The sequence below is a fragment of the Neisseria subflava genome (assembly GCF_024205705.1).
Lineage (GTDB): Bacteria > Pseudomonadota > Gammaproteobacteria > Burkholderiales > Neisseriaceae > Neisseria > Neisseria subflava_D.
The window spans coordinates 295,888-309,918 of sequence record NZ_CP073115.1 but is presented as its reverse complement, the minus strand read 5'-3'; the positions used below and the strand labels follow the sequence as shown (position 1 = coordinate 309,918).

Sequence of the window (14,031 nt, the reverse complement as noted above, 5' to 3'; positions counted from 1 at the left end):
CGGCATAGACCGCTATGTCTGAAAAAGCACGTTACACAGCAAAATCAAAGCTGCGGAGCGTGTTTTTTTTTAGCCGAGATTTCCGAAGGCTGTCTTTTTTGTAAACAATTTTTATTTTTCAGACGGCCTGACCCATTTTTTCGAACCGACCATCATCAGGCAAACAGGATTCCATCATGACCACTCCGGCTCTTCTCGTTCTCGCTGACGGCAGCGTATTTCACGGCACATCAATCGGTTACGAAGGTTCGACTTCCGGCGAAGTCGTGTTCAACACTTCCATGACCGGCTATCAGGAAATCCTGACCGACCCTTCCTACTGCAAACAAATCGTTACCCTTACCTATCCACACATCGGCAACACCGGCACCAACGCCGAAGATGAAGAAAGCCGCAGCGTTTACGCCGCCGGTTTGATTATCCGCGACCTGCCGCTCTTGCACAGCAACTTCCGTGCCTCCGAAAGCCTACACGACTATTTGGTACGCAACAAAACCGTCGCCATCGCCGACATCGACACCCGCCGCCTGACCACCCTGTTGCGTGAAAAAGGCTCACAAGGTGGCGCGATTTTGACCGGTGCGGATGCCACCGTTGAAAAAGCACAAGAACTGATTGCCGCATTCGGCAGCATGGTCGGCAAAGACTTGGCAAAAGAAGTTTCCTGCACAGAAACTTACGAATGGACCGAAGGCGAATGGGAATTGGGCAAAGGTTTCGTTACACCTTCCGAACAGCCTTACCACGTCGTCGCCTACGATTTCGGTGTCAAAACCAACATCCTGCGCATGCTCGCCTCACGCGGCTGCCGCCTGACCGTCGTTCCCGCACAAACCAGCGCGGAAGACGTCTTGGCACTCAATCCTGACGGCGTATTCCTATCCAACGGCCCCGGCGACCCCGAGCCTTGCGGCTACGCCATCAAAGCCGTACAAAAACTGATGGAAAGCGGCAAACCGATTTTCGGCATTTGCTTAGGACACCAACTGATCAGCCTCGCCATCGGCGCCAAAACCCTGAAAATGCGCTTCAGCCATCACGGTGCCAACCACCCTGTACAAGATTTAGACAGCGGCAAAGTCGTCATCACCAGCCAAAACCACGGTTTCGCCGTCGATGCCGACACTCTGCCCACCAACGCACGCATTACCCACAAATCCTTGTTCGACAACACCTTGCAAGGCATCGAACTGACAGACAAACCTGTATTCTGCTTCCAAGGCCACCCCGAAGCCAGCCCGGGCCCGCAAGACGTCGGCTATCTATTCGACAAATTCATTGACAATATCAAAGCAGCAAAACAATAAAGCTGATTTTTTCAGACGGCCACACTCAACTCGACAACAGGCCGTCTGAAAACCAAACTTCAAAAATATAAATTCAGCCCCCTCTCAACATCTGTACAGCCTGAAAACCCAATCGTCTAATCAGAAAGGAAAACCAATGACTGAAAAACAAATGCACATTCTTTCCGTCACCGCCACCCTGGCCGGCGTCGGTATGTACGTTTCTTATATCCCGCAAATCCAAAACAACCTTGCCGGCAACCCCGGCTCGCCGTTGCAACCCCTCGTCGCCGCCATCAACTGCACATTATGGTTTGCCTACGGCTTTTTGAAAGAAAAACGCGACTACCCCATCATACTGGCAAACGCCCCAGGCATTATTTTGGGTTTGATTACATTTATCACTAGTTTTTAAGGAAGTTTTCAGACGGCCTGTGCAAATCAACATCTGTACAGCCTGAAAACCCAATCGTCTAATCAGAAAGGAAAACCAATGACTGAAAAACAAATGCACATTCTTTCCGTCACCGCCACCCTGGCCGGCGTCGGTATGTACGTTTCTTATATCCCGCAAATCCAAAACAACCTTGCCGGCAACCCCGGCTCGCCGTTGCAACCCCTCGTCGCCGCCATCAACTGCACATTATGGTTTGCCTACGGCTTTTTGAAAGAAAAACGCGACTACCCCATCATACTGGCAAACGCCCCAGGCATTATTTTGGGTTTGATTACATTTATCACTAGTTTTTAAGGAAGTTTTCAGACGGCCTGTGCAAAATAAAAACGCAAACGGTCGTCTGAAAAAAGTGGCCAAAATATCAATAGCAGGAATTTTTCAGGTAGTTTTTTATCGCAAGGCAGATGGAACAAACCCCGCGAGCGTTTTTTCAGACGGCCTTTAATATGTACCGCAAGGCACGCACGCGATGGGTTAAAGTGCAGGGAAAATGGAGAACGCGTGCGTATCGCACGCACCCTGCATACAAGCTAATAGCTTGCTATCTAAATACATTTGAGGAAAAAAGAATATGGACAAGTTTTCATCTGAAGTTTGCAAAGCCCTTGCATATTACGTTTACCGCTTAATTGACCCAAGAAATGGTGAAACTTTTTATGTAGGCAAAGGCAAAGACAACCGGGTTTTTGAACATTTGAAACAATGTTTGAAAATAGCGGAAGATGGCGAAGATGAACTGAATTTAAAATATAGTAGGATTCGCGCTATCCAAAAAGCCAAATTGGAAGTTATCCATGTCATTCATCGACATGGCATGAATGAGAAAACCGCTTTTGAAGTAGAAGCTGCTTTAATAGATGCCTATCCGGGGCTATCAAATGAACAAAGCGGACATGGCAATAGTGAATTTGGTTCGATGCATGTATCTGAAATACAAGATAAATACGATGCACCTGTTGCACAATTTGACAGCGATCATAATCTATTGATTATTAATATTAATCGTTCTTTAGATAAAGAAAAATCGGCTTATGATGCTGTTCGCCTAGCCTGGCGGCTTGATGTTGAGCGGGCAAAACGTGCGCATTACATCTTGGCGGTTGAAAAAGGCTTAATTGTGGATGTTTTACAAGCGCATGAATGGCTGCCAGCTACTAAGGAAAATTTTCCTGAGCTTAATGAAACCATAGTAGGACGTTTTGGTTTTCACGGCGAATCACTTTCTAAAAATGATGAAGTCCGCCAAAAATACCAACGTAAAAGGCTGCCTGAAGAATATCGTAAACGGGGTGCCAGCAATCCCGTTAAATATAGTTTTAAATAACCTGAAATCTCTAAGGTAAAACACCATGCCCAAACGTACCGACCTAAAATCCATCCTTATCATCGGCGCCGGCCCTATCGTTATCGGTCAAGCCTGCGAATTTGACTATTCGGGCGCACAGGCCTGCAAGGCTTTGCGTGAAGAAGGCTATAAAGTCATTCTGGTGAATTCCAACCCCGCCACGATTATGACCGACCCTGAAATGGCGGATGTTACCTACATCGAGCCGATTATGTGGCAGACGGTGGAGAAGATTATCGCCAAAGAGCGGCCCGACGCGATTCTGCCCACGATGGGCGGCCAGACTGCGCTGAACTGTGCGCTGGATTTGGCGCGCAACGGCGTGTTGGCGAAATACAATGTCGAGTTAATCGGCGCAACGGAAGACGCGATCGACAAGGCGGAAGACCGCGGCCGCTTTAAGGAGGCGATGGAGAAAATCGGCCTCTCCTGCCCGAAATCCTTTGTCTGCCACACGATGAACGAAGCCTTGGCGGCGCAGGAACAGGTCGGCTTTCCGACGCTGATTCGTCCGTCTTTCACCATGGGTGGTTCGGGCGGCGGTATTGCCTACAACAAAGATGAGTTCTTGGCGATTTGCGAACGCGGTTTTGATGCATCGCCTACTCATGAGTTGCTGATTGAGCAATCCGTTCTCGGCTGGAAAGAGTACGAGATGGAGGTGGTGCGCGATAAGAACGACAACTGCATCATCATTTGTTCGATTGAAAACTTCGACCCGATGGGCGTGCATACAGGCGACTCCATCACTGTTGCGCCTGCACAAACATTGACCGACAAGGAATACCAAATCATGCGTAATGCTTCGTTGGCAGTGTTGCGTGAAATCGGCGTGGATACCGGCGGCTCAAACGTGCAGTTTGCGGTAAATCCTGAAAACGGCGAGATGATTGTGATTGAGATGAACCCGCGCGTGAGCCGTTCTTCCGCGTTGGCATCTAAAGCAACCGGCTTCCCAATTGCCAAAGTAGCGGCCAAACTGGCTGTCGGCTTTACGCTGGACGAGTTGCGCAACGATATCACCGGCGGCCGCACCCCAGCGTCGTTCGAGCCTTCCATCGACTATGTCGTGACCAAAATCCCGCGTTTCGCATTTGAAAAATTCCCCGCCGCAGACGACCGTCTGACCACGCAGATGAAATCGGTGGGCGAAGTGATGGCGATGGGACGCACGATTCAGGAAAGTTTCCAAAAAGCCTTGCGCGGTTTGGAAACCGGCTTGTGCGGTTTCAACCCTCGCAGCGAAGACAAAGCCGAAATCCGCCGAGAACTGGCCAACCCTGGCCCTGAGCGTATGCTGTTTGTAGCCGATGCGTTCCGCGCAGGCTTCACTCTGGAAGAAATCCACGAAATCTGCGCCATCGACCCTTGGTTCTTGGCGCAAATCGAAGACTTGGTAAAAGAAGAGCAGCAGGTAAGTGCAGGCTGCCTGCAAGATTTGGATTACGCCGCTTTACGCCGTCTGAAACGCAAAGGCTTCTCTGACAAACGTTTGGCACAATTGTTGAACGTAAGCGAAAAAGAAGTCCGCGAACACCGCTACGCGCTGAACCTGCATCCGGTTTACAAACGCGTTGACACCTGCGCCGCCGAGTTTGCCACCGAAACCGCCTACCTCTACTCCACTTACGAAGAAGAATGCGAATCCCGTCCTTCCGACCGTAAAAAAGTGATGATTCTCGGCGGCGGCCCAAACCGTATCGGCCAAGGTATCGAATTTGACTACTGCTGCGTTCACGCCGCACTCGCCCTGCGCGAATCCGGTTTTGAAACCATCATGGTCAACTGCAACCCTGAAACCGTATCCACCGACTTCGACACCAGCGACCGCCTGTACTTTGAGCCGCTGACCTTGGAAGACGTATTGGAAATCGTCCGCACCGAAAACCCATGGGGCGTGATTGTGCATTACGGCGGCCAAACTCCGCTCAAACTGGCCAATGCTTTGGTGGCAAACGGCGTGAACATCATCGGCACATCTGCCGACAGCATCGATGCTGCCGAAGACCGCGAACGCTTCCAAAAAGTATTGAACGACTTAGGCCTGCGTCAACCGCCTAACCGCATCGCCCACAACGAAGAAGAAGCCCTCGTTAAAGCCGAAGAAATCGGTTATCCGTTGGTTGTCCGTCCTTCTTACGTACTCGGCGGCCGCGCCATGCAGATTGTTCACTCTGCCGAAGAGTTGCAAAAATACATGCGCGAAGCCGTACAAGTTTCCGAAGACAGCCCCGTATTGCTCGACTTCTTCTTGAACAACGCCATCGAAGTGGACGTAGACTGCGTTTCAGACGGCCAAGACGTCGTGATCGGCGGCATCATGCAACACGTCGAACAAGCAGGTATCCACTCCGGCGACTCCGGCTGTTCATTGCCTCCATACTCATTGGATGAAGAAATTCAAGATGAAATCCGTCGTCAAACCAAAGCCATGGCATACGCACTGGGCGTAGTCGGCTTGATGAACGTACAGTTTGCCGTACAAGACAGCGTGGTCTTCGTACTGGAAGTGAACCCACGCGCCAGCCGTACCGTACCGTTCGTATCCAAAGCTACCGGCGTACCGCTCGCCAAAGTCGGCGCACGCGTGATGGCAGGCATTTCGCTGAAAGAGCAAGGCGTAGAAAAAGAAGTCATCCCAGACTTCTATGCCGTTAAAGAAGCCGTGTTCCCATTCATCAAATTCCCGGGTGTGGACACCATTCTCGGCCCTGAAATGCGCTCTACCGGCGAAGTCATGGGCGTAGGTGCAAGCTTCGGCGAAGCCTACTTCAAAGCCCAACTCGGCGCAGGCGAACGCTTGAGCACAACAGGCAAAGTGTTCCTCGCCGTACGCGACGAAGACAAACCGCTCATCGTCAAAACCGCACAAAACTTCCAAGCACTCGGCTACGGTGTCTGCGCCACTCGCGGTACCGCCGAATACTTGAAAGAACACGGCATCATCGTGCAAGCGGTCAACAAAGTGCAGGAAGGCCGCCCACACATCGTGGACGCAATTAAAAACGGCGAAATCGCACTGGTGGTCAACACCGTCGGCAGCACAGTACAATCTGTTACCGACAGCCACAGCATCCGCCGCACCTCCCTCACCCAACGCGTACCGCAATACACCACCATCGCCGGCGGCGAAGCCATGAGCGAAGGCGCAAAAAGCCGCGAACACTTGGGCGTGTACAGCGTACAGGAATTGCATGGCCGTCTGAAAAACAAAGCCTAATCAATCCTATCGGATTTAAATAGTTAAAAGGCCGTCTGAAACCTGATTGCTCAGTTTCAGACGGCCTTTTCATATTTCAAATTCTAACCGTCTGTCCATCAAAACAACCTTTTCTGCCGTCTCCCAACAAGGGATAACAACATGAAATATAATTTCGTTATTGATTGGATTCATACGACAAAATTGTTGTTTTTTCATCATAATCCAAAAATATCGAGTTTAACGCCTATTCTCCTTGCTTTATAATGGCCGTCCGAAATAAAAATACAATTAAAGCAGAAGCATGTCTTTGCAACTTAAGCAGATTTGCATAATTAACATATGCTTTAATCATAATAATGATAAAATAATACGGCTTTCCTCTAAATTAAAGGGAAAACTGCACAAGAAACGGAAAATAAAATGAGTGTCGGATTATTGCGTGTTTTGGTTCAAAGCCAGACCATCTCAAATCAACAAGCGGAACATTACAACAGCCTTTTACAATCGGGCAAAGAAATCCTGCCCAAACTGTTTTCAGACGGCATCATCTCCCCTAAAGCTTTGGGAGAGTTAGTCGCGCGCGTATTCAGCTATCCCCTTTTGGATTTGCGCTACTACCCGCGCAATAATGTAGTCAGCGACATTCTGACGGAAGAGCAAATGGTGCAAAATCGTTGCATTCCGATTTTCAAACGCGGACGCAAGGTTTATTTCGCCGTATCCGATCCGACCCAAATCCAAAACTTTCAAAAAATCGCTTTTGCTTCAGGTTTAAGTGTCGACTTGGTCGTAGTTCCAGACGACCAGCTCAGCTCACTGCTGGAATGGCTAGGTCAACGTTCGACCACCATTCTGAAAGAAATCAACGACGAACATGAAGCAACCCAGCAATCTCAATCGCTTTATATCGATAACGAAGAAGCTGAAGACGGCCCTATCCCCCGTTTCATCCACAAAACCTTATCCGATGCCCTGAACGCAGGCGCATCGGACATCCACTTTGAATTCTACGAACAAATGGCGCGCGTCCGTTTCCGTGTGGACGGGCAGTTGCGTGAAGTCGTACAGCCGCCTGTCGCCGTGCGCGGCCAGTTGGCATCGCGCATCAAAGTGATGGCGCGTTTGGATATTTCCGAAAAACGTATTCCGCAAGACGGCAGAATTCAAATTGCCTTCCATAAACACGGCCGTCCGATTGACTTCCGTGTCAGCACATTGCCGACATTGTTCGGCGAAAAAGTGGTGATGCGTATCCTAAATTCCGATGGTACATCGCTCAATATCGACCAGCTCGGTTTAGAGCCTTTCCAAAAAGAAATGTTGCTTGAGGCCATCAACCGCCCTTACGGCATGGTATTGGTTACCGGCCCGACAGGTTCGGGCAAAACCGTTTCGCTCTATACCTGCCTGAGCATTTTGAACACGGAAGATGTGAACATTTCGACGGCAGAAGATCCGGCCGAGATTAACCTGCCGGGCGTCAACCAAGTCAACGTCAATGAAAAACAAGGCCTGACGTTTGCTGCCGCACTCCGATCCTTCTTACGTCAAGATCCTGATATTATTATGGTCGGTGAGATTCGTGACTTGGAAACCGCCGACATCGCCATTAAAGCCGCCCAAACCGGCCACATGGTTTTCTCTACCCTGCATACCAATAATGCACCGGCCACGCTGTCCCGCCTTTTGAACATGGGTGTCGCGCCTTTCAACATCGCCAGCTCGGTCAGCCTAATTATGGCGCAAAGGCTGTTGCGCAGACTGTGTCCGAACTGCAAACACGAAGTTGAGCGCCCACCGGTTCCGGCATTGAAAAAAGCCGGCTTTACCGATGCGGACTTGGCTCAAGATTGGAAGCTCTACCGCCCGGTTGGCTGCGACAGCTGCCGCGGCAAAGGCTTTAAAGGCCGCGTCGGTATTTATGAAGTCATGCCGGTCAGCGATGAAATGCAAAAAGTCATTATGAACAACGGTACAGAAGTTGATATCATGAATATGGCCTATCAGGAAGGCATGGTAGACTTGCGTCGTGCCGGCCTCATGAAAGTCATGCAAGGCCTGACCTCGTTGGAAGAAGTGACTGCTCATACCAATGACTAAACTGCCATATTTTCGAAAATTAAAATAAAGCGGCACGGGGAAACAGTCCGCTTTATTTCTTACTAACAAGGGATAACTCATGGCTCAAGCAGAGCAAAAAAGAAGTCTGTTCGGTTCAAGAAGCAAAGGCAAGCGTTTTACATTTGAAGGAAAAAATACCGAAACCGAACGTCTTGTCCGTGGTGAAGTAGTTGCCAAAGACGAAGAAGAAGCACGCAAAAAACTCCAACGCAGAGGCATTCGCCCTTTGCGCATCAGCAAAGTCAAAACCGCACGCAAACGCCGTATTACCCAAGAAGACATTACAGTATTCACCCGCCAACTGGCAACGATGATGAAGGCAGGCTTACCGCTGATGCAGGCTTTTGAAATCGTTGCGCGCGGCCACTCCAATCCGAGTATGACCGAAATGCTGATGCAGGTTCGCTCCGATGTCGAACAAGGCAGCGCATTGGGTAAATCGTTCTCCAAATATCCAAAATATTTCGACCGTTTCTATTGCAATCTGGTCAGCGCAGGCGAGTCCGGCGGCGTATTGGAAAGCCTATTGGACAAACTGGCTGTTTATAAAGAAAAAACCCAAGCCATTAAGAAAAAGGTTAAAACCGCGCTGACCTACCCGATTGCTATTATCGTGGTAGCCATCGCGCTTATCTTCATCATGATGATGTTTGTACTGCCTGCCTTTAAAGAAGTTTATGCCAATATGGGTGCAGAGCTGCCAGACCTTACCCAACTCGTCATGAACTTGTCTGATTTATTTGTCGATTACGGCTGGATTATGATCATCCTTTTGATTGCTTCCGCCTTCGGCCTGTACAAACTCCATGAGAAATCGCCCACCTTCCAAAAACGAATCGATGCTTTGATTTTGAGGCTGCCTGTTTTTGGCGCCATCGTCCGAAAAGCGACCATTGCCCGTTGGGCGCGTACGACTTCTACCCTCTTCGCAGCCGGCGTTCCTTTGGTGGAAGTATTAGATTCAGTTGCAGGCGCATCCGGCAATATTCTCTATGAAGAAGCCACTCAAGACATCCGCGCCAAGGTAACCCAAGGTCTGTCGCTGACATCCAGTATGCAAAGTACAGATATGTTCCCCAACATGGTGATCCAAATGGCGGCCATCGGCGAAGAGTCAGGCTCTTTGGACGATATGCTGAACAAAGCAGCCGAATTCTACGAAGATGAAGTAGACAACTCCGTCACCCGATTGTCTCACTTGATGGAGCCTATCATCATGGTGGTATTGGGTTCGCTCATCGGTATTTTGCTGATTGCCATGTATCTGCCGCTGTTTAACTTGGGTAATGTCGTAGGTTGATATGCTTGATAGTATTTACTCTGCCATCGACGCCCTCTCCGTTCTTGCGCCATTCGCGATTCCTTTAGCCGTTATTTTAGGATTACTGATTGGTAGCTTTCTGAATGTCGTCATTTATCGCACGCCGATAATGATGGAGCGTGAATGGACACAATTTTCCAAAGAGCATTTGGGCATCGAGCTGACAGACGAAGAAAAACAGCCATTTAATCTGCGTAAACCGGATTCACGCTGCCCAAAATGCAAAAGTCCGATCAGAGTTTGGCAAAATATGCCCATCCTCAGCTATGTTTTCCTAGGTGGGAAATGCCACGCCTGCAAAACCCATATCAGCATACGCTATCCGTTGATTGAGCTGCTGACAGGTGTCTTATTCGGTATTGTCGCGTGGCAATACGGCTGGTCATGGGCAACTATTGGCGGATTAATTCTGACTGCCATATTGATTGCGCTGACCTTTATCGATGCCGATACGCAATATTTGCCCGACAGCCTGACTCAGCCCCTAATTTGGATCGGCCTGCTGTTTAATCTGAATGATACATTCGTTCCCCTGCATTCAGCCGTTTGGGGTGCGATTGCAGGCTATATGAGCCTTTATACTTTATGCGCCGTCTATAAACTTCTGACCGGTAAAATCGGCATGGGCAATGGCGACTTCAAACTTTTGGCCGCACTCGGTGCATGGCTGGGCGTAGGAATTTTGCCTGTTCTGATCTTTATGGCTGCCTTAGTCGGGCTGTTAGGCGTACTCATCGCCCGCGTCGGCAAAGGCCAATATTTTGCTTTTGGTCCCAGCCTCGCTGTAGCAGGATGGATTATTTTGGTTGCCAATGCACCTATTACCCAACTGGTTCAATGGTGGCTCGTACAATCAGGATTCCGATAATGACATTATGGATAGGCTTGACCGGCGGTATCGGCAGCGGCAAATCATCTGTCGCCCAAATGTTTGCCGAACTTGGCGTACCCATTATCGATGCCGATGCCATCAGCCGCTCACTGACCGCTGAAAACGGCGAAGCGCTTCCAGCCATCCGTCAGCTTTTTGGTGATGAGGTTTTTGACAACGAAGGCCGTCTGAATCGTACGGCTTTACGGGAAGAGGTTTTCAGACGGCCTCAATCCAAAAAACAACTGGAAAAGCTGCTTCTGCCATTAATCTTAAACAAAATCCAACAGCAGAAACAACAACTTGCTTCCTCTACTTACGGCATTGTCGATGTCCCGCTTTTAATTGAGAATCCGGCATTTAAAGCGGAGACCGACCGCATTTTGGTTGTAGATGTTCCAGAGTCCGTCCAAATCGAACGCGTATATCAACGCAATGGTTTTTCAGAAGAACAGACGCGCCAAATCATGTCTACCCAAGCTTCCCGATCTGACAGACTGCTTCATGCTGACGACGTATTGAACAATACTCATAGCTTGGAAGAAGCGAAAATCAAGGTTTTCCGCCTGCATCAATACTATCAATCCATTGCACAATCACTGAAAGAAACTGCATGACCGCTCCTGTTGTAAAATGTCCGACCTGCCACAAAGAAGTCGTTTGGAATACCGACAGCCCCTACCGCCCTTTCTGCAGCAAACGGTGTAAACTCATTGATTTAGGCGAATGGGCGCAAGAAAAATACACCGTTTCTTCAGAAGACGACCCTTTTTCAGACCTATTGGACGGCAAATAACCTACGCCGCTTCCTTCAGCCTATCCAAAACAGGCTCAAAACAGTAAAATACCCTCTTTATTCCAATCTATTCCATCCACCATGCTCACCTTCCAACAAATTATTTTCAAATTACAAAACTACTGGGCAGACAAAGGCTGCACCGTTATCCAACCTTTCGATATGGAAGTCGGTGCCGGGACTTCCCATCCAGCCACCTGCCTGCGTGCATTAGGCCCGGAGCCTTGGTTTGCCGCTTACGTTCAACCCAGCCGCCGCCCCAAAGACGGCCGCTATGGCGACAACCCCAACCGTCTGCAACACTACTATCAATTCCAAGTTGCGCTCAAACCTGCACCAGCCAATATTCAAGACCTCTACCTCGATTCCCTGCGCGAATTGGGTATCGACCCTAAAGTACACGACATCCGCTTTGTCGAAGACGACTGGGAAAACCCTACTCTCGGCGCTTGGGGCTTGGGTTGGGAAGTTTGGCTCAACGGCATGGAAGTAACCCAATTCACCTACTTCCAACAAGTCGGCGGTATCGACTGCTCCCCTGTACTTGGCGAAATCACCTACGGCATCGAGCGTCTCGCCATGTATCTGCAAGGCGTGGAAAATGTGTACGACCTCGTTTGGGCAAAAACCCTTGATGGCAACATCGTCACTTACGGCGACGTTTATCATCAAAACGAAGTCGAACAATCTACCTACAACTTCGAATACAGCGATGCCGATTGGCTCTTGCGCCAATTCAACGACTACGAAGAACAAGCCAAACGCCTACTTGCAGTTGAAGATACCAGTCTTGCCCTGCCTGCTTACGAGCTTGTACTCAAAGCCGGCCACACGTTCAACCTCTTGGATGCACGCGGCGCCATTTCCGTTACCGAACGCGCAACCTACATCGGCCGCATTCGTGCACTGAGCCGTATCGTTGCTCAAAAATTCGTAGAAAGCCGCGAAAAACTGGGCTTCCCATTGCTTAAAAACCAATAAGCCCTCACATACATGCCACGCCGCCCTTTGATACATTCAAATGGCGGCGTTTCGATTTTCAGACGGCCTTAACGTCGTTGCCATCGCAAACACTTCCTGCCTGCTTTCAGGTAAAATAAGCCCTTTATTACATAAACCGTCTGAAAACATGAGTTCATCCTCTTCTGCAAAAACACCCTTTTTCTTACTTTCCCTCGTTGCCATCATTCTTGACCAACTGAGCAAATGGGAAATCTTGAAACACTTTACCGAAGGCGAACGCCTCAATATCATTCCAGACTTTTTTGACCTGACGCTTGCCTATAATCCAGGCGCGGCATTCAGCTTTTTGGCCGACCAAGGCGGCTGGCAAAAATTCTTCTTTTTAGGTCTGGCCGTCGTCATCAGCCTGTATTTGGCCCGTGCCATCTGGCGCGATGAGTTTGGACGCTGGGGCAAACTGGGGGCAGCCATGATTATCGGAGGCGCGATTGGCAATGTAGTTGACCGTCTGATTCACGGCCACGTTGTCGATTTTCTGCTTTTCTATTGGCAAAACTGGTTCTATCCAGCATTTAACATTGCCGACAGCTTTATCTGCGTTGGCGCGGTTTGCTTGGTATTAGATGGTTTGCTGCACAAAAAAACACCTTCAAACGACACAAAGGCCGTCTGAAAACGGAACACACATGACTCAAAAAACCATTATCCTTGCCAATCCCCGCGGCTTTTGTGCCGGCGTTGACCGCGCCATCAGCATTGTTGAACGTGCACTCGAAGAATTCGGCGCGCCTATTTACGTCCGCCATGAGGTCGTTCACAACAAATTCGTCGTGGACAATCTACGGGCAAAAGGTGCCGTCTTTGTCGATGACTTGGCGGATGTCCCAAAGGGTGCCACGCTGATTTACTCGGCTCACGGCGTATCCAAAGCCGTACAGGAAGAAGCGGCACAACGCGGTTTCCGCGTTTTTGATGCCACCTGCCCTTTGGTAACCAAAGTCCATAAAGAAGTAGCCCGCCTCGATGAGCAAGATTACGAAATCATCATGATCGGCCACAAAGGCCACGTCGAAGTAGAAGGTACAATGGGACAATTGCCTCCGGGCAAAATGTTTCTGGTTGAGACAGTGGACGATGTAGCCGGACTGAACGTCAAAAATCCTGACAAACTTGCCTACGTCAGCCAAACCACTTTATCGGTGGATGAAACCAAAGACATCATTGCAGCCTTAAATCAACGCTTCCCAAATATCCGCAATCCGCACAAAGAAGACATCTGCTACGCCACAACCAACCGCCAAACTGCCGTTAAAGAATTGGCGGAAGAATGCGATCTCGTGATTGTTGTCGGCTCGCCTAACTCTTCCAACAGCAACCGCTTGCGTGAAGTAGCCGCATTGCGAGGAGTTGATGCCTATATGGTCGATAATGCTTCCTACCTGAAAAAAGAATGGTTTGAAAACAAAACCAAGGTTGGTGTAACTGCCGGGGCATCCGCACCCGAAGTCTTGGTTCGAGAAGTCTTACAAACCATTCAAGATTGGGGACATGAAACCATACGTGAAGGTGACGGTGCAGAAGAAAGCATTGTATTTGTCTTGCCCAAAGAGTTGCGTCGTGAGGGTGAAAACAAGCAAATTCTCAATAAAGGGTAAGTTTGTTATTTGCT

13 protein-coding genes are annotated in these 14,031 nt (G+C 49.4%); all 13 read left to right on the top strand.

Features of this window, described 5'->3' with window-relative positions:
* The first annotated feature begins 176 nt into the window (after positions 1-176).
* Complete coding sequence (gene carA, locus KCG54_RS01485; protein WP_254324432.1) at positions 177-1,307, top strand: glutamine-hydrolyzing carbamoyl-phosphate synthase small subunit; 1,131 nt, start codon at positions 177-179, stop codon at positions 1,305-1,307.
* A 136-nt stretch (positions 1,308-1,443) separates the two neighbouring features.
* On the top strand, positions 1,444-1,701 hold the full coding sequence (locus KCG54_RS01480; RefSeq protein ID WP_049225703.1) for a SemiSWEET family transporter: 258 nt from the start codon (positions 1,444-1,446) through the stop codon (positions 1,699-1,701).
* Between the two features lie 78 nt (positions 1,702-1,779).
* The gene (locus KCG54_RS01475; RefSeq protein ID WP_049225703.1) at positions 1,780-2,037 is read left to right on the top strand and encodes a SemiSWEET family transporter; all 258 of its coding nucleotides are present in this window, start codon (positions 1,780-1,782) and stop codon (positions 2,035-2,037) included.
* A gap of 277 nt (positions 2,038-2,314) precedes the next feature.
* A complete protein-coding gene (locus KCG54_RS01470) occupies positions 2,315-3,067 on the top strand; it encodes an LEM-3-like GIY-YIG domain-containing protein (protein WP_049344526.1) in 753 nt (250 codons plus the stop codon).
* A 25-nt stretch (positions 3,068-3,092) separates the two neighbouring features.
* Positions 3,093-6,308: a carbamoyl-phosphate synthase large subunit gene (gene carB / locus KCG54_RS01465; protein ID WP_254324431.1), complete on the top strand. Its 3,216-nt coding sequence runs from the start codon at positions 3,093-3,095 to the stop codon at positions 6,306-6,308.
* A 402-nt stretch (positions 6,309-6,710) separates the two neighbouring features.
* On the top strand, positions 6,711-8,390 hold the full coding sequence (gene pilB / locus KCG54_RS01460) for a type IV-A pilus assembly ATPase PilB (protein WP_254324430.1): 1,680 nt from the start codon (positions 6,711-6,713) through the stop codon (positions 8,388-8,390).
* A gap of 79 nt (positions 8,391-8,469) precedes the next feature.
* Complete coding sequence (locus tag KCG54_RS01455; RefSeq protein WP_254322302.1) at positions 8,470-9,711, top strand: type II secretion system F family protein; 1,242 nt, start codon at positions 8,470-8,472, stop codon at positions 9,709-9,711.
* 1 nt (position 9,712) lies between these two features.
* Positions 9,713-10,600 (top strand): prepilin peptidase, encoded by an 888-nt coding sequence (locus tag KCG54_RS01450; RefSeq protein ID WP_254324429.1) that lies wholly within the window; start codon positions 9,713-9,715, stop codon positions 10,598-10,600.
* Complete coding sequence (coaE, locus tag KCG54_RS01445) at positions 10,600-11,220, top strand: dephospho-CoA kinase (protein WP_254324428.1); 621 nt, start codon at positions 10,600-10,602, stop codon at positions 11,218-11,220. The genes KCG54_RS01450 and coaE overlap by 1 nt, the downstream gene beginning before the upstream one ends.
* Entirely contained in the window at positions 11,217-11,399 is a 183-nt protein-coding gene (gene yacG, locus KCG54_RS01440) for a DNA gyrase inhibitor YacG (RefSeq protein ID WP_003682475.1), read from the top strand. The genes coaE and yacG overlap by 4 nt, the downstream gene beginning before the upstream one ends.
* A gap of 81 nt (positions 11,400-11,480) precedes the next feature.
* Positions 11,481-12,380, top strand: a complete 900-nt coding sequence (gene glyQ, locus KCG54_RS01435; protein ID WP_003685919.1) for a glycine--tRNA ligase subunit alpha — start codon at positions 11,481-11,483, stop codon at positions 12,378-12,380.
* A gap of 148 nt (positions 12,381-12,528) precedes the next feature.
* Complete coding sequence (gene lspA, locus KCG54_RS01430; RefSeq protein ID WP_049331903.1) at positions 12,529-13,035, top strand: signal peptidase II; 507 nt, start codon at positions 12,529-12,531, stop codon at positions 13,033-13,035.
* A 13-nt stretch (positions 13,036-13,048) separates the two neighbouring features.
* A complete protein-coding gene (gene ispH / locus KCG54_RS01425; protein ID WP_254324427.1) occupies positions 13,049-14,017 on the top strand; it encodes a 4-hydroxy-3-methylbut-2-enyl diphosphate reductase in 969 nt (322 codons plus the stop codon).
* Positions 14,018-14,031: the final 14 nt, after the last annotated feature.